This window comes from Actinomadura kijaniata NBRC 14229 (assembly GCF_001552175.1).
Taxonomy (GTDB): domain Bacteria; phylum Actinomycetota; class Actinomycetes; order Streptosporangiales; family Streptosporangiaceae; genus Spirillospora; species Spirillospora kijaniata.
Genome location: NZ_BCQR01000016.1, coordinates 17,051 through 33,364, shown reverse-complemented (window position 1 = coordinate 33,364; position 16,314 = coordinate 17,051). Strand labels below are relative to the sequence as shown.

17 protein-coding genes are annotated in these 16,314 nt (G+C 70.1%); 10 read left to right on the top strand and 7 right to left on the bottom strand.

Going from position 1 to position 16,314, the window contains the following annotated elements; genetic code table 11:
* Positions 1-21: 21 nt before the first annotated feature.
* On the top strand, positions 22-3,321 hold the full coding sequence (locus AKI01S_RS06735; RefSeq protein ID WP_067812934.1) for an ATP-binding protein: 3,300 nt from the start codon (positions 22-24) through the stop codon (positions 3,319-3,321).
* A 253-nt stretch (positions 3,322-3,574) separates the two neighbouring features.
* On the opposite strand, the gene AKI01S_RS06730 is transcribed toward AKI01S_RS06735, so the two are convergent.
* The 3 genes from AKI01S_RS06730 to AKI01S_RS06720 form a co-directional block, all read right to left on the bottom strand.
* Complete coding sequence (locus tag AKI01S_RS06730) at positions 3,575-3,844, bottom strand: hypothetical protein (protein WP_067812932.1); 270 nt, start codon at positions 3,842-3,844, stop codon at positions 3,575-3,577.
* Between the two features lie 148 nt (positions 3,845-3,992).
* On the bottom strand, positions 3,993-4,265 hold the full coding sequence (locus tag AKI01S_RS06725) for a hypothetical protein (protein ID WP_067812921.1): 273 nt from the start codon (positions 4,263-4,265) through the stop codon (positions 3,993-3,995).
* 639 nt (positions 4,266-4,904) lie between these two features.
* Positions 4,905-5,948, bottom strand: a complete 1,044-nt coding sequence (locus tag AKI01S_RS06720; RefSeq protein WP_083999050.1) for an alpha/beta fold hydrolase — start codon at positions 5,946-5,948, stop codon at positions 4,905-4,907.
* Positions 5,949-5,957: 9 nt separating this feature from the next.
* Between AKI01S_RS06720 and AKI01S_RS06715 the strand changes: the two genes are divergently transcribed.
* Positions 5,958-6,641, top strand: a complete 684-nt coding sequence (locus AKI01S_RS06715) for a TetR/AcrR family transcriptional regulator (protein WP_245681506.1) — start codon at positions 5,958-5,960, stop codon at positions 6,639-6,641.
* Positions 6,642-6,775: 134 nt separating this feature from the next.
* Here the strand turns inward: AKI01S_RS06715 and AKI01S_RS50260 are convergent.
* Positions 6,776-7,596 (bottom strand): IS5 family transposase gene (locus AKI01S_RS50260; protein ID WP_157419708.1). Its coding sequence is split into 2 segments (ribosomal slippage): positions 6,776-7,254 and positions 7,254-7,596, totalling 822 coding nucleotides; the frame shifts between segments, so codons are not numbered across the junction.
* 115 nt (positions 7,597-7,711) lie between these two features.
* Here AKI01S_RS50260 and AKI01S_RS50255 point away from each other — a divergent pair.
* On the top strand, positions 7,712-7,888 hold the full coding sequence (locus AKI01S_RS50255; RefSeq protein ID WP_157419702.1) for a hypothetical protein: 177 nt from the start codon (positions 7,712-7,714) through the stop codon (positions 7,886-7,888).
* A gap of 127 nt (positions 7,889-8,015) precedes the next feature.
* Here the strand turns inward: AKI01S_RS50255 and AKI01S_RS06700 are convergent, their stop codons facing one another.
* Positions 8,016-9,896 carry a hypothetical protein gene (locus AKI01S_RS06700; RefSeq protein WP_157419701.1) on the bottom strand — a complete coding sequence of 627 codons (1,881 nt, stop codon included), beginning with the start codon at positions 9,894-9,896 and terminating at the stop codon, positions 8,016-8,018.
* 930 nt (positions 9,897-10,826) lie between these two features.
* On the opposite strand from AKI01S_RS06700, the gene AKI01S_RS06695 reads away from it, so the two are divergent.
* Positions 10,827-11,351 carry an RICIN domain-containing protein gene (locus AKI01S_RS06695; protein WP_067812917.1) on the top strand — a complete coding sequence of 175 codons (525 nt, stop codon included), beginning with the start codon at positions 10,827-10,829 and terminating at the stop codon, positions 11,349-11,351.
* A gap of 150 nt (positions 11,352-11,501) precedes the next feature.
* On the opposite strand, the gene AKI01S_RS54180 is transcribed toward AKI01S_RS06695, so the two are convergent.
* The gene (locus tag AKI01S_RS54180) at positions 11,502-11,633 is read right to left on the bottom strand and encodes a hypothetical protein (protein WP_281185925.1); all 132 of its coding nucleotides are present in this window, start codon (positions 11,631-11,633) and stop codon (positions 11,502-11,504) included.
* A 187-nt stretch (positions 11,634-11,820) separates the two neighbouring features.
* On the opposite strand from AKI01S_RS54180, the gene AKI01S_RS50250 reads away from it, so the two are divergent.
* From AKI01S_RS50250 to AKI01S_RS06680, 5 genes are all read left to right on the top strand, one after another.
* Positions 11,821-12,189 carry a hypothetical protein gene (locus tag AKI01S_RS50250; RefSeq protein ID WP_157419700.1) on the top strand — a complete coding sequence of 123 codons (369 nt, stop codon included), beginning with the start codon at positions 11,821-11,823 and terminating at the stop codon, positions 12,187-12,189.
* A gap of 279 nt (positions 12,190-12,468) precedes the next feature.
* Positions 12,469-12,744, top strand: coding sequence for a pentapeptide repeat-containing protein (locus AKI01S_RS06690; RefSeq protein WP_083999048.1), 276 nt, complete (start codon positions 12,469-12,471; stop codon positions 12,742-12,744).
* Positions 12,741-13,685 carry a tyrosine-type recombinase/integrase gene (locus tag AKI01S_RS06685; protein ID WP_067812915.1) on the top strand — a complete coding sequence of 315 codons (945 nt, stop codon included), beginning with the start codon at positions 12,741-12,743 and terminating at the stop codon, positions 13,683-13,685. Before AKI01S_RS06690 ends, AKI01S_RS06685 begins: the two co-directional genes overlap by 4 nt.
* A gap of 225 nt (positions 13,686-13,910) precedes the next feature.
* Positions 13,911-14,015, top strand: a complete 105-nt coding sequence (locus tag AKI01S_RS48905) for a DUF397 domain-containing protein (protein WP_218009579.1) — start codon at positions 13,911-13,913, stop codon at positions 14,013-14,015.
* A 396-nt stretch (positions 14,016-14,411) separates the two neighbouring features.
* Positions 14,412-14,828 (top strand): STAS domain-containing protein, encoded by a 417-nt coding sequence (locus AKI01S_RS06680; protein ID WP_083999044.1) that lies wholly within the window; start codon positions 14,412-14,414, stop codon positions 14,826-14,828.
* 415 nt (positions 14,829-15,243) lie between these two features.
* On the opposite strand, the gene AKI01S_RS06675 is transcribed toward AKI01S_RS06680, so the two are convergent.
* Complete coding sequence (locus AKI01S_RS06675; RefSeq protein WP_067812914.1) at positions 15,244-15,459, bottom strand: hypothetical protein; 216 nt, start codon at positions 15,457-15,459, stop codon at positions 15,244-15,246.
* A 15-nt stretch (positions 15,460-15,474) separates the two neighbouring features.
* Here AKI01S_RS06675 and AKI01S_RS06670 point away from each other — a divergent pair, with 15 nt between their 5' ends.
* Entirely contained in the window at positions 15,475-15,957 is a 483-nt protein-coding gene (locus AKI01S_RS06670) for a hypothetical protein (protein WP_067812913.1), read from the top strand.
* The last annotated feature ends 357 nt before the right edge of the window (positions 15,958-16,314 follow it).

Here is a 16,314-nt window from a genome sequence, read left to right as displayed (position 1 = left end):
GGCTGCGTTACCGTGACGGCCATGCGATTCGGGGTGCTGGGGCCGCTGGCCGTGTGGAGGTCGGACGGCGGCACCGTCCCCGTCCCCGGGCCCAGGACCCGCACGCTGCTCGCCGCCCTGCTGGCACACGAGGGACACCCCGTATCCGCAGACCGCCTGGTCGACGCCCTGTGGGAGGGGACCGGACTCCCGAGCAACCCCGCCGCCGCCCTGCAAACCCGAATCTGGCAACTGCGGAAACTGCTGGAAGACGCCGAACCGGGCGGCCGCGCGCTGCTGACACTGCAAGACGGCGGCTACCTGCTACGCACCATCCCCGACAGCGTCGACATGGGCCGGTTCGAGGCGCTGACGGCACGGGCCCGCGCCACCGACGACCCCGAAACCCGCGTGACGCTCCTGACCGACGCGCTGGCGCTGTGGCGGGGCGAGGCCTTCACCGGGTTCGAGGACACCGCGTTCGCGCTCCCGATCATCAACCGGCTCAACGAGGCCCGCCTGACCGCCCTCGAAGCACGCGCCGAAGCCCAGATCACCCTCGGCGACCACCTCGACGCGGCGGCGCGACTCCACGAACTCGCCGTCCGCCACCCGCTGCGCGAACGCCTCCACGTCCTCCATATGCGCGCGCTCCACGCCGCGGGCCGGACCAGCGAAGCGCTGGACCGCTACCGGGAACTGCGCAACCGGCTCGCCGACGAACTCGGCCTGGACCCCGGCCCCGAGATCACCGCCCTGCACCAGGCCATCCTGACGCAGGACCCCGCACTGAACCCGGCGCCGACCCCAGCCCCGAACCCGCCACCGAGCCCGGTCCCGGACACCACCGCCCCCACGCCCCCGCGCCGCCCCGCCACGAACCTGCCCGCCCCGCTGACCGGACTGATCGGCCGCAACGACGCCGTGACCGAAGTGACGGCACTGCTCGCCACCACACGACACGTGACACTGACCGGCCCCGGCGGAGTCGGCAAGACCCGACTCGCCCTGGAAACGGCGACCCGCCTCGCCGGCGACTTCCCCGACGGCACCTGGCTGGTGGAACTGGCCGCACTGGGCCGCACCCACAGCACCGACACGGTCGACGCCGCCGCCGAAGCCGTCATGACGACGCTCGGCCTCCGCGAGGAAACCCCCGCCACCTCCCCCGCCGACAACCTCGCCACGGCACTCGCCGGCAAACGGCTCCTGCTGGTGCTCGACAACTGCGAACACCTCCTCGACCCGATCGCCGAACTCGCCACCCTCCTCCTGCGACGCGTCCCCGCCCTGCGCATCCTGGCCACCAGCCAGGAACCGGTCGGCATCCCCGGCGAGACGACCTGGACCGTACCGCCGCTGGAAACCCCCGACACCACCCACGACACCGACCCCACGACCATCGCGCGTTCCAGCGCCGTCGAACTGTTCGTCACCCGCGCCGCCGCCACGACCCCCGGATTCACCCTCAACACCGGCAACGCCCATGACATCGCGGTGATCTGCCGCCGCCTCGACGGGATCCCCCTCGCCCTGGAACTGGCCGCCACCCGCGTCCGGACGCTCGGCGTACGCGGGCTGGTCACCCGCCTGGACGACCGCTTCCGGCTCCTGGCCACCGGCTACCGGAGCGCACCACCCCGACAGCGAACCCTGCGCGCGACGATCGACTGGAGCTGGGACCTGCTCACCGGCCCCGAACGCGCCGTCCTCCGCCGCCTCGCCGTCCACGCCGAAGGCTGCACGCTCGACGCCGCCGAAACCCTCTGCGCCGGACCCGAAGTCCACCCCCAGGACGTCCTGGACCTGCTCTCCCACCTGGTGGACCGCTCACTGGTCGTCATGACCGACAGCACCGGCGAACCCCGCTACCGGCTCCTGGAATCGGTCGCCGACTACAGCCTGGCCCGGCTCCACGAAGCGAACGAAACCGCGGACACCCGCCGACGGCACCGCCACTACTACACCGACCTCGCCGAACGCACCGCACCACTACTCCACGGCCCCCACCAACACCACCACCTGCGCCTCCTGGACCTGGAAGCCGCCAACCTCCGCCGCGCACTCGACGACGCCGTCCAGAACGACGCCACCGAAGACGCCCTCAGACTGGTCAACGCACTCGCCTGGTACTGGTTCCTCCGCGGCCGGCTACGAGAAGCCGGCCGCTCCATCGAAGCGGCACTCGCCACAGCCCGACGCAACCCACCCCGCACGCCATCACCACAGGCCCGCGCCCGCGCCTGGCAGGCGGCGTTCACCATCCTCGTCGGCGACACCACCAGACAGGCCCACCACCACACCACCCTCGACCTGCTGCCGGACATCACAGACCCGCGCGAACGAGCCAGAGCACGATGGTTCCTCGGCTTCGCCCTCTTCGGCGTCGGCGACCAGGCCACCAGCGAAGAACTCATCGACCAGGCCCTGACCGAATTCCAGGCCCTCGACGACACCTGGGGCACCGCCGCCGCGCTGAGCGTCCGCGCCAACCAAGCCCACGTACGCGGCGACCTGCACCGGCTCGCCCACGACGGACAGCGCAGCGCCGACCTGTTCACCGAACTCGCCGACGCCTGGGGACGGCTGCAGACCATCGAACCACTCGCCTCACTCGCCGAGATGGCGGGCGACTACCCCCACGCGACCCGACTCCACCAGGAAGGACTGCAAGCAGCCGAAGACCTCGGACTGTGGCCGGAAGCCGCCGAACGACTCACCAGCCTGGGCACCATCGCGATGCTCACCGGAGACCACACCCGAGCACGGGAACTCCACCAGCGGGCGATGCGCCTGGCCGCCGAACACAGCTACCGCTCCGGCGAGATCCACGCCGAGATCGGCCTCAGCCTCGGCGCCCGCCGGGAAGGGGAACTCGACACCGCCGAGACCCACCTCCGCCGCGCGCTGCGATGGCAGACCACGATGGCCTTCGCCCCCGGCCTGGCACTCGTGTCGGCCGAACTCGGCTTCATCGCCGAAATACGCGGCGACGCAGACGAAGCCCTACGCCTCCACACGGACGGATGGGCCGCGGCCAGCACCACAGGGGACCCCCGGGCCATGGCACTGGCCCTGGAAGGACTGGCGGGAGCACACGCCCTCGCGGGACGCCACACATACGCCGCCGTACTGCTAGGAGCCGCCCACGCGGCCAGGGAGTCGGTGGGGATGCCACTCCCCCCTGCCGAACGGGTCGACGTCGACCGCATCACCAAGGCGATACACCGGCATCTCAGCGAAGACGCCTACCAGGCCGCCTTCCGCCACGGCCACACGCTGACCCCCGAGGAAGCACTCTCGGACTCTTCACCGACATCCACACAGCCGGGGAACGGCTGAGCGCGTTCCGGTGGCGAGATCGTGTGGTCCCGGGAGGATTTCATGATCAAAAAGCCGACTACCTTTACATTGTAGATCATTAACGGACGTAAACTGCCCCGGTCGTGTCGCGCATGCCCACGGAACCGAGCTCCGGCGCGCCACGGGGGCACCGCGGGTCCGGGCGGCAGGTGGACCGTCATGATCAGGTGGCAGGTCCCGGTGCCCGCGCCCCGGTAGGCCCGTCGTGGCCGCAGCGGTGTGGAGCCGCGCCTTATCCCTGGTGGTTCCGGGGCTGGGCCAGCAGTTGGTCGTAGGTGGCCAGGTCCGGGGGCGGACGGTCGGCGGGCAGGCGCTGGAGCGCCTGCGTCAAGGCGACATCCCCGGCGCCGGAGTCCTCAGCTTCGTCGGCCGCACGCGCAGGGGTGAGCGGGATCAGGTCCACCCGGCCGTCGACCAGCCGCGCGAACCGGTAGACCGCCCGCGCCGGGTCGGCGACCTCGGGCGTGGTGGGGTCGGTGGGCCAGGCCGCCGCGCTGTGCACGATCAGGCGGCCGAACGGGCTGTAGCCGTAGCCGACGCCGACGGTGTGTTCGTCGTGGAATAGGCATTTCAGGACGGTGGTGACGCCAGCGTCGGCTGGCTGGGGGCCACGTCAATGCGACGGGCGGGGCGAAAAGGTTCTCGGCCTGTCACGACAGGAGGTGGCTGATGACCTGGAGGACGCCGAGGGCGGTGCCACCCATCCCCCAGTACTGGATCGGCACGAACCACAGCTGGTGCTGGTTCCGGTCTTCGGGGGGCAGGTCGTACACGTTCGTGAAGTATCCGATGACCCAGGTGAGGAGGGCGCCCAGCAGCACGCCCAGCCACAGTCCGAGCTTGTCCCCGATCCAGAAGCCGAGCCCTCCGAACACGCCGAAATAGGCGAGCGCGGCGGCGCCATCGCCCTTCCAGATGATCATTGCGGTGTCCTTCCGCCTCCCTGGAAGCCGTGATGCTAACACCGTCGCTCTGGACGCCCTCAGCGCGAGCGCAACAACAGTGGTGGCGAGGCCGCCGAGGATAGCGGCGAGCAGGCGGCCCGGCTCGATGCCGCTGGCGCCCTGGCGCCGTTCGGCATGCTCCCGAACCCCACCGGGTCGTGGATCGCTGCGGGATGAGCCACTTCCCGCAGCGGCACCGGGCCGATTCCGTCGCCGAAACCGGCGAGGATGGACCGCTCACAACGTGACGGTAACGCACCCGATCCTGGTCAGGGGCTGGCCGGTCGGGCGGGACGGCACGTTGCGCGTCGCGCGCAGCCCTGCCTGCCTCATCGGCCGATTCTGCGAGCTTGCGCACCAGCGTGTGGACACTGACCCGGCGATCACCAGCGGTGGTTGCGGCGGCGGTCTGGCATCTGGAGGTAAAGGCCCTCCGCGCACGACCGACCGGGCGGCCCGCCGCACAAGCGCGGTTTGCGTGGTGGCCGACCGGTCGGTCATGATGCCGGGCTGCTCCGAGCAGGGCAACGCGGCCAATCCGTGGCGCGTTCGTCTTCGTCTACGCGTCGCCCCGAACGTGCTCAGAGCACCGCGCTGATTTGGCGAACGGGCGACCGTTCAGGTGGCGTCGAGGAACGCGGCGATGTCGGAGGCGACCTCGTCGGGGTGCTCGCCGTTGATCGCGTGCGAGGCGTTCGGGTAGACCTTCACCGTCCCGTTCTGGAGCACGCGCTCGGCGACCTTGCGGGAGGCGGCGGCGTCGTGCATCACCGACTCGCCGGCCAGGATCGCCAGCACCGGCATCCTGAGGCGACGCAGCGGCTCCTCACCGATGAGGGTGGGCTGTGGCAGGTGCAGCGTGTAGTTCTTCATCCCGGCCTCGATCATGTCCGCCACCGGCACGTCCTGCACGGGAGCGCCGCCGGCGGTGTAGGAGTTGAACGAGTCGCGCCAGGACTTGGGCAGCCACGGCACCGAGGCGGGGATGGCGCGGATCGCCGTGCCGGCCGGGATGTTCGAGAACGTGTACACGGGGTCGAGCAGTGTCAGCGTGGCGACGTGCCGCGGCTTGTGGACGGCGAGGTTGGCGGCCGTCCAGCCGCCGATCGACAGCCCGACCACGTGGAAGGACTCCTCCGGTAGATGCGCGAGCACCTGGTCCAGCCACGCCGCCTGGTCGGTGCCGGAGGTGATCGGCGCCTCCTGCACGCTCTTGCCCGGCTCGCCCAGCAGATCGATCGTGTAGACGTCACCGATCTTGAGCAGATGCGGCAGGTTGTCCGCCCACACCGGCGAGGCGGACGCCCTGCCGGGCAGCAGCACCAGCGGCTCGGCCCGGTCGGCGGCGCCCTGGTACCGGTAGGCCCGCACGAATCCGAAGTCGGTGCGCACGTCGATCGTCTCGGCGGCCCGCGGCATGTTCGCCATCGCCTTGTCGTAGGCGGCCATGAAGTCCGCGCGGGACTCGGCGCTGTTCCAGTGTCCCACCGGTGACGGCTTGCGCAGGGCGAAGGCCAGGGCCACGACCGCCACGGCGACGATGCCGCCCGTGATCTTCAACGCCCGGCGACGGCGGCGCTTGCCGGCCGCTCGCGCGGCCGGCCGCGCCGCTTCGACGGCCTGCCCGTCCTGGGTCTGCTCGCCTTGCTCAACGTCGTCCATCGACCCTCCATGCTGAACATCGGTCAATTTTTTGACCGCATGGTCAGAGAATACGCGGAGATGGGGTACCGTCGTTGCATGGCAGTAAGGCGCACGGCGCCAGGCACCCAGGAGCCGGGCACCAAGGACAGGCCGCTGAGCTTCATCGAGCGGACGCGGCGGCACCAGCTCATCGAGGTCACGATCAACCTGGTGGCCGAGCACGGATACGCCGCCACCTCGCTGGCGCGGATCGCGCAGGCCGCGGGGATCACCAAGGGCGCGGTGCTCTACCACTTCGACTCCAAGGACGCGGTCGTGGCGGCAGCTCACGCGCACGTGCTGGGCGCGCTGGTGGACGACGTCGGCGCGGCGGTCGACGCGGCGCCGGCCGACCAGGCTCCGGCCGCCTACGTGCGGCGGATGGTCGGGCACCTGGCTGAGCGCCCGGGCCACGCCCGCATGATCATCGAGGTGATGATCAATGGCGGCCGTCCCGATTCGGCAGCCCGCTGGAAGCCGCTGGCCGCCCTCCTGCAGGATGCCCGCCAGGCCCGCGGTCTGGGTCCGGGGACGGATCTGCGCACGCTCGCGCTCATCGCCGGCGGGGCGATCGACGCGATCATCGGCGAGCGACTGCAGGACGCCGACTATGACGCTGAGGCCGCGGCCGAATCACTCATCACGATGCTGGAAGCCGCGGCCTTCGCCTGAGACCTGTGCGCGGGGCGCCCGCACCGAGATCTGCCGCATCGCGATCTCGTCCCGTCCTGTGACCGGCGCCCGCATGGAAGTCACCAACGGGTCCGTCTACCTGGGCCCACCGGGTCATGGAGTAAGAGGTCATCTCATTTGGTGAGTCGGCGGTGGCAGATGAGCGCGGCGGCGATGCCGACGAAGGCCAGGAAGTGCCCGGGTTTGCGTTCATAGCGCCGGTGTAGCCGGCGGAAGCCGTTGAACCACGACACCGTCCGCTCGACCACCCAGCGGTGTCGGCCCAGCCGGTCCAAGCGCTCGACGCCGCGGCGCGCGATGCGCGGGATGATGCGCGGGATGATGCGCGGGATGATGCCCCGGCTGCGCAGCCAGCGCCGCAGGTCGGCATGGTCATAGCCCTTATCGGCGTGCAGCTTGCTTGGGCGGCGCCGACGCGGCCCGCGCCGCGAGCGGATCGGCGCAATGCCTCGCGCCAGCGGCTGCAGGGCGGGCTTGTCGTGGGTGTTGGCGGCTGAAATCCCGACGGACAAGGGCAGTCCGGCACGATCGACCAGCATATGAATCTTCGACCCGGGCTTGCCGCGGTCGAGCCGGTTCGGGCCGGTCAGCTCCCCCCTTTGCCCGCCCGGACACCGACCGCGTCAATGGCGCACCGCGACCAGTCCAGTTCCCCACGCGCGCCCGGCTCCTCCAGCACCAGGCGGTGCAGCTTGGCCCAGACGCGCGCCGCGCTCCACTCGCTGAAGCGGCGGTGCGCGGCGCGGCCGCAGGGACCGAACACCGGCGGCAGTCGCTGCCAGGCGCAGCCGGTGGTGGCCACGAAGATGATCGCGGCCAGCACCTCCCGGTCCCCATACCGGCACCGGCCGCCGCCCTGCGGCCGGACCGGAGCAGGCGGTACCACCCGCTGGAACAGCTCCCACAACTCCTCGGGCACCAGCCGTTCGACCATCTCCGCGAACGGCAGGCTACCGCCGAACCACCAAATGAGATGACGTCCAAGGCCGCCGCCATCGACGCCGGACAGCCACCCGAGGTCGTGGAGCAGCTGGCCGCGCACTCGCTGCGTGCCGGGATCGCCACCGCCGCGCACCGCCGGCGTCGACGAAGCCCGCGTCGGACGCCTGCTCGGTCACGCCGGGACCATGACCAGCCGCTATGACCGGCCGTTGTGGGACGGGATCCTGCATCAGGCCGTCTACGCCTGGATGCATGACCACCCCGTGCTGAAGCCGACAGCGTGAGCCGACACGCGTGCGTGATCGTCCAGTGGAGGTCATCGGTTCGGTCCCGCCGGCGTCCGCCCCAGGCTTGCGGTTCGGGCCGTCCCTGGCCTGGGATCGCGGCTTTGGGTCGTTCGGTGACGGGTGCTCACTTCGGGAGGAACACGTTGAAGCTGAGCTGGTCGTGCCGGTAGAAGTGCGAGGGGTTGCGCTGTGAGCAGAGCAGTTCGATCTGGTCGGGGGCCGACAGGTAGACGCCGGCCCCGAAGCGGAAGTGCAGCCAAGCGGTGGTGCCGCCGCTGACGGTCGTCTTGGGGTACTCCTGCTTCTTGGTGAGGGTACGGGCAGTCAGGTCGACTTCGTAGCGGTAGAGGACGTCGGCGTAACTCCCCACGTCCTCGGTCGAGGTGAGCGACAGCAGGTGGACCGCTCCGGAGGTGTCGGTCAGCAGTGCCATGCTGTCCGGGCCCGGTGAGCCGGTGTCGGCCCGGAAACGTTCGGTGAACCGGCAGTCGGGAGACCACAGCGGCGCGCGGGTGGATTCCAGGAACGTGACCTTGCCGCCGTCGTAGATGCCGAGCAGATAGCGCCGGTCTGTGCCCGTCCCGATCGTGGTCATCCCGGCGACCCCGGCCCGCTTCGGTGCCCTGATCGGTGCGCCCACCTGGATCGGTAGGGCGCCAGAGGCGGTCGGCCGCAGGTCGTAGCAGAGCACGACGCCCCGGTCGTCGTTCTCGGCGGCCAGTACCAGGTAGTCGCCGAGCACCTGACAGCCACCGGGGTGGTTGAGGTCGTTCTCCGGCATCGGGAAGGAGTAGGGCAGCGGACCTTCGAAGTCCAACGGTGTGAGGTGCACCCAGCCGGGCCGCCCGGCGGAGGCGGAGCGTGGCAGGACATAACGATCGCGGTAGCGTGCCATCGACTGCACGTGGTTCGGCACGCTGCTGGTGAAGTTGTCGAACAGCGTGACCCGGTATTCCCCCGTCTCCCGAATCCGGTCCAGTGCCCCCGGCACGTCCTGGACCGGGAAGCCCCAGGGGTCGGGGGCCAGCACGTCCCTGGTGTGGATCGCCTGGTCCGGGTCCTGGTGGGCCAGCGTCGCATGGTACCCGCGGGGTAGGACGGCGGGTGGTGATGCGGCGGCCGAGACGACGCTCTGGCCGATCTCGTACCGCCAGGTGGTTCCGTCGGTCGTACCGGCGATCCTGTAGACCTGCTGGTGGCTGAGACTGCGGGCCACCACCGCCAGGCGGTCGGGCAGCACCATCGGGACGGCGGGCCCGCTCAGTGGTTGCGGCAACGTGACCGGAGCCGACCACGGGCCGTCGGGCCGCTTCCGCACGGCGACGGCCAGCCGTTCGCGGCCCGCTTCCTGGCCGTCGGTCACGAAGGCGTACAGCGAGGACCCGTGCACCGCCGCCGTCGGCGGCATCAGGGAAGCGCCCTCACCGAGCAACCCGAAGTCCGACCAGTCCCACCCGTTCCCCGTGCTGAGGTACCAGGGACGGCTGTCGGAGGGACGGTGAGCCAGCACGTGCAGGCGATCCTCGAAGACCACCGGGAACGGGGTCGCCTTGGTGCGGCAGCGGTCGTCGATGGCGGTGATGTTCTCCTGGGGACGCTGCCATCGCTCACCGTCGCCGACGAGGACGTACACCGTGCCGGCGGCGGAGGCACCTCGATAGAACAGGTACAGCTCCTCCAGGAAGACCACGGGCGCCGGCTGGTGGGAAGTCAGAGCCGGAACCTGGGACCGCTCGGTCCAGGCGTCCCCGTCGAGGGTGGAGCAGAGCCACATCGACTGCGACTCCTCCTTGGGCGTTCCCCGGACGATCACGGCGAGCCGCTCGCCGACGACCACGGGCACGGGTGTGTCGATGCCCGTCAGGCCGGTCTTCGCGGTCAGCGACTGCGACGCGGACCAGAGCATGCCGTCGGTCGAGGTGCAGTAGCGAAGCTCATCCGATCCCGCCTGCCGGTAGAACAGGTACACAGCGTCGCGGAACCACACCAGAGCGGGCCGGTCCATCGATTTCACCATGGGGTCGTCGCTAACGTCGACGACCCAGCTGGTTACCAGCTCCGGCGGCTCGGTCACGGGACTACCTCCTGAACCGTTCTCAGCATGTGCAGAACCCCGGACCACTGGCGGCACGAACGCCTTCGGCGTCGGCCGACAGCCCGATTCGTCTGCGGGACACGAACCGACCATGCCCCGCGAAACCCGCGACCACCAGGCAAAATCGTACTGCCGGGTAGAGCTCTGATGGGTAAGCCGATGGACATGAGACGGCCATCGCTCGGTTTCTGACGCGTCCCACCCCGCCATCGACCTCTGCGGAGGCGAGAGTTCGGGGCGGTGGCCTCGACGGCTTTCTGCTCGTGTGGCTCCACCTTCCGAGTCGAGGAGTCGGTCGCGGTGGAAGGCCCGCACCGGATGACCGGGCCGAGGCGCAAAGGGTGGACGTGGCTCAATCCCTGGCGACGGGGCGAGCGTGGTGGCCAGACGCTGCGGGACAAGCGTAGGTTCCGCGTGATGCTTCCGGCGCGGGCGTGGCCAAGAGCCACGCGCAGAACCAGGGCGTGGCCCGGCGGATCGTCTCGGGCTTGCCGTTCAGCTGTGCACGCTGCCGTGGCTGGGTTGGTGCCCGACGATGTGAGGTCGGCGGCGCGGGCGGCGGTGGCGCGGTTGAGCGTGGACCCTGATGTGCTGGCCGCTTACGGGCGCCCACTGCGCTCGCAGGACACCGGTCTGCTCTGGACCTGACCCGCCGCCCATCGCTTCTGAGACAAGATCATCGTTCATGACGCGCGGCAAGGTGGTCGCGGCGCGGGTCGCCCGCACTGCCGGTAGTCCATCACCCGTCCTTAACCCGGTAACGATTACCGATCCGCGCCCACGGCTCCCCAGGCGAAGCTTCCTGACGTCAACACAACGAACAAGCCGGGAGCACCCAAATTGCGCAAGCGTCTCGCCCTCACCGCGACGGCCGCCATGGCCGCCGCCCTCACCTCCGCCCTCACCTCCGCGGCCCCGGCCCAGGCGACACCGCAGGCGGCCGCCGCCGCGCCAGGCCCCTTCTACTGGATCGTCAACAACGACACCGGCAAAGCGCTCCTGCCCTACCAGCACTCCAAGGACAGCGGGCAACCTCTCATCCAGAGCAACGAGTTCAACGGTGGCGCCACCCACTGGAAGATCCGCACGACGCCCAACGACACCATGCTCGAGAACCGTCACTCGCACCTGTGCGCCAACGCCCTGGTCGCAGGCGGCCTCATGCGCCAGGAGTACTGCGGGTCCCCCGGCACCAAGTGGTGGGTGTCCAGCACCAGCGACATGTGGGCCGGCAGGCCGGTCACCTTCCGCAACCTCCAGCTGAACAACCAGTGCATGACCGCGTTCGGCGCCGCCACCAAGGCCACCACCTGCATTGGCGCCACCACCCAGTACTTCAAGCTCGTCCACGTCCCCGGCACCTGACCACCGGGCGCCATGACGGCCCCTCTCCGCACTCCGGAGGGGGCCATCGGCGTTCCGGCCGCGACCACGTCCTGGCCGACCCGCACGCCATCACCACCGCCGTCCGCCGCCACTCACGATGCGTCGTGCGGAGCCGGACGCACGGTGCGTTCACGGTGCTGTCGCAGACAGGGGGCGCTGACCCCGTCCACGCTGTGCCAGGCCGAGGTCGACCTCGGCGACGACCACCGCCTCCTGAAGTCTGTCTTCGATCAGGAGGATGGAAGGCAGCTTCTCGGCCACGAACGTGATGTGACAGGGGATGGCCCGTTCCCTGTCACGACCGCATCCGGACGCGGCCGACACATCCGTTCTCACCGGGGACGCAGTCAGTGGCCCGTACGGTCGAAAGTGACATGTTCCCTGTCATATCGCCCTCCAGCTCCGGGTCTTCCGCGCACGCGAGCCGCACTGAGGGAGGTTCCTCTCGATGAGCTCACCGAGTGATCCCGACGGCTCCTCTGCGGAGTCCTCATCGGATCGGTCCCCAGCCCACCCTCCGCCCGCTCGTATCGCTGAACCCACCCAGGAAGAGCTGGACGGGCTGCCGGTCGACAGGCGTTTGGAGTTGCTGGAGCTGCAACGGCAACGTGACGACCAAGAACGTGAACGCCGACGGCACAACCGCCACCAGTGGTTCAACAACGTCGGGATCTTGTTCGGCGTACTGTTCGCCGCCAGCGGACTGATCGCGACGGTCATGACGGTGCGAGCTGGTCAAGAGGAACTCGGCAACAGTCGCGAGGGTTGCGGACCGCGCAAGAAGGCCAGGTCACCGACCGGTACACCAAGGCGGTGAAACAGCTGGGCTCGAGCAAGCGAGAGGTCCGTACCGCCGCGGTCTACGCCCCGGAACGCATCGCCCACGATTCTCACCGCGACGCTGTCAGTATCCGCGATGTCCTGGCAGCATTCGTCCGCGAACACGATCCCCGGCCCACCATCAGTAAGGACAAGCTGCCCACTGAGCCCGACGCCGACATGGCCGCCGCGCTCACCGTCCTGACCCGCTGGCCCGAGGACCCGCCCGGGTTCCCGTCTTCCCCTTTGGACCTGCACAACATCCGCGCCCCCCCGTCTGTCCGTCTCACACCTGACCGGGGGGAACCTGCACCACGCGGATCTGCACGGCGCGGACCTCCAGAACGCCGACCTTTCCAGCACCGACATGACCAAGGCGAACCTGCGCGGCGCCGACCTGACCGGCGCGGACCTGCGAGGAACGTTCTTGTCCGATACGGACCTGCGCGGTATCAAGGGCAAGACCGAGGTGGAGATCCGAAGGTTCGCCTACGTCGACCAGTACACCAAGTTCGGATCGCTCCCGCCGGAGAGGCGAGGGAGCCGCTCATGACCGCCTCGGTGAGTATCGCCCCGCTGGTCGACGTCACTCTGGCGGAGGCGACCACCAACTTCCTGGCCCGCCGGGATTTGGACGCCGACACACTGCGCTCCTACGCCCAGACCACGCGGCAGTTACGCCGCGCGGCCGGCGACACCGTCCTGCTGGGACGGTTGACCGCCGAGCAGACCGCTGCGGTGTTCACCGCCGCATGGGACAGGGCGGCACCGCGGACCTGGAACCGGCACCGCGCGGCACTGCGATCGTTCAGCACCTGGGCCGCCAGTCCCGGACGCAGCTGGGTCACCACCGACCTGACCGCCCTCATCGCTCGGCGGCCCGAACCCCGGGACCGAACCCGCGCCATCGACCGGACCACCATCGCCGCGCTCCTCGACGACCGGGGCGTTCCGCTGCGGGACAAGACCCTACGCAAACTGCTGTACGAATCAGCGGCCCGCGCCGATGAGGTCTTGTCCCTCAACATCGAAGACCTCGACCTGGACAACAAGCGCGGCCGCGTCACAGGCAAGGGCGGCACCCTCCGGTGGATCCACTGGCGGTCCAGCACCACCCGACTACTCCCACGGCTGATCGGAGAACGCACCTCAGGTCCGCTGCTCCTGGCAGACCGCCGTCCCGCGCCGGCTCGCACACCCGCGGCCGCCGACCTGTGCCCGCACACCGGCCGCGGCCGCCTGTCCTACGAGCGCGCCGAGTACCTGTTCAAGCAGGACACCAAACAGCACGACCCACGCCGACGCGGCTACGCCCTCCACCAGCTGCGCCACTCGCGGCTCACTCACCTGGCCGAGGATGGCTGGTCAGCTCCCGTGCTCATGGCCCTGTCCGGCCACGAGAACATCCGCAACCTGGCCATCTACACCAGCGTCACCGCCGAAGCAGTCGGCGCTGCGCTCGCTGCGCAAGACCCCGGACGCCGACACCGCTGATCCCATCTACCTTGCGGCTCGGGTCACGTTCGGGAGAAGGACGCCCCTCCAGAACGACGACGGGCTGGGCCCCGAACCAGGCGACCTGTTCTCACCCACCCGGCAGGACCCGACCGGGAGTGCCGGGTGAGCGTCGTCCCGCTGCACCGCCACCGCCGCCTGGCGCACCAGCAGCCACTCCACCTCGTGTGAGTGCGTCGAGGTCGCCCACTGTCCGGAGCGGCCGTGGGCGTGCGCGCCAGCAAGCACACCACCGGGCCGGTCCTGACCGTCACCTGCGGCCAGTGGCAGCACCTGCTGCACGCCCTGCGGAACCGCCCCACCGGCTGATCGGACCACTCCTCGACATCATCTTGATGAGCCACAGCAGTTGGTTGCGGTAGAAGCTGGCGGTGTCCCTACCCGCCGCCCTCCTGACCCCGCCACCCTCCTGTTCGCCGGGGCGACGGCATCGAGCAGCGCGTTTCCTGGATAGAACCGTGCGCTGGGCCGCTGCCCCGGCCCGCATCGGCTCGGGGACGGGTAGCGTGCAAGGTGCTGTGGTCGCGTGGCCGTGTGGTCGCGCGGTGTCCCGAGAAGCCTGGCGGCTTTTCCCGCCCCTGGTTGAACGCCTAGCCCTGCGCAGTGATCGATCGTCGCAAACGGCGAGCACATCCATGCGCTTGGCGCGGGCCATACAGTAACCGATGGTGGTGCGCGGGCGCCTGAGCGCGAAGGGCTGAGCCCATGCCCGACACCAACCCCCACACGCCCGCCGAACCCGCCGCCGAACCCGCCGCCGGAGCCGCTGCGGTGCCCCAGTTGCGGGTCCAGGTCGCCGCCTGGGACGGTCTTGCGGTGGTGACCGCGGCCGGGTCGGTGGAGTTGACCACCGGTCAGGTACTGGAGGAGCAGCTGCGGCAGGCGGCCGAGCTGACGCGCGCGGCGGTGCTGGTGGACCTGGCGGCGGTGGAATTCCTGGACGCCAGAGGCCTGAAGGTGTTGGTGCGCTGGCACCTGACCCTGACCCGTCGGGGGCTGCCCCTGGTGCTGTGTGGGGCCACCGGCCGCGCCGCTCGCGCGATGCAGATCACCGGCCTGGACCAGGTCCTGTATGTGCGCCCCGACATCGAAGATGCCATGCACTGGCTCGCCCACGGCTGACCGCCCCGGTGACCCGGGCGGCGACATGGTCCGTCCGGCCTCGAGGGGTTCGCCGCGATCGTCACCGGCCCCACCGGCCGCCCGGCCGCCGCTGCGGTGGCCGACACCGTCGCCGAGGCGATGGCCCGGCTGACCCGCACCACCCCCCCGGGGCGTTCAGCGTTCAGTCGGCGCAAGGCGCTTTGGTTTTGATCCCGGTTGCGGTGGCTTCACGGGCTCCCGGCGGCGGTCCCTGAGACGACCAGTAGGTGGCTTTGCACATGCCTTCGGGGTCGCCTGGGTGGGAGCGGGCGGACCCGCGGTGTCCGTTCGCCGCTGTTGCGCTCGCGCGGCCCGGCGCTGAAGCGGCACCTTGCTTACCCGCCTCACCGGTATCCCGAAGGTCGTGGACAGGTCGGTTGTGCGGCGGCGACAATCAGGCGACCTCATCGCCCGCCTGCCATGGGCTCCCGATCACGGCTTTGACATGGAACACCCGGACCCTCACGACGACCCCCGCGATGGTGCCCGCGGCGGTCGTCGGGATGCCCGTGATCACATCGGCGGTGGGTTCGGCGGACGTGACCGCGCCGGGGGCCATACCGGGGGCCGCGCCGGCGACCGGGGTGATCATCGGGGTGGCGATGACCACGGGTCTGATGATCGTGTGCCGGATGACCGGACGCTGGCCGAGGCGCGGCAGTGGGCGCGCGAGGCACTGGCGGAGATCCGCGCTGAGTTCTGGCGCACCCAGGGGGTGCGGGCCGCTGAGCAGATGGTGGCCCGGCAGTGGGTGGCCTATCTACAGGGGCGCTGCCAGCTGGCCGCCGATCAAAGGACCCAGGCCCAGCAGGACTGTGCTTTGGCGCGGCGGCTGCTGACACTGGCCGAGCAGGACGGTGACCTGGCCCAGATCGCCGCCCAGCGGGCGCAGCTGGATCAGTCGTTGCAGACCGAGCACCGTGCCCGCCGGCGCTACCGCGAGGTGCTGGTGGTGGTCAACCGGGAACTGCACCGGGTCAACCGCGCCCTGGTGGCTGGCAACCGGCAGCAGATGGACCAGCTGGGCCAGGTGCGGACGGCGATGGACGCCACCTTGGCCCCGGCCATCGACCTGCTGCTGTCCACCGCCCCCACCGACGGTCCGTGAGTGCCTGTTCCACGTCCTCCGGCCTTGATCAGCAGGTGCGGCGACGGGGCGTTGTGCCTGCTCAGGACATAGCCGAGGAAGCTCGGCCGGGTCGTGATGGGTTCATGGGGTTTGGTGGGCGTCGGTCGTGTCCGCGATCCCGAGCAGCGTCGGCCGCCCCGGTCACCGCAGTGCTGCGGCCCGCCTGACCGCACCCGGCCAGACCGCCGCCCCTTCACTGTCACCGGTCCCACCCATGCCGCCCCTGTCGCCCATGCCTCTTGAGCAGCACTCTGAACCTCCCGCGCACCACCGGCTCCAGCCGAAGTAGAACACGTTCTGACGCCTCTCGCGTGCCCTGCGGCACATGGACACCAA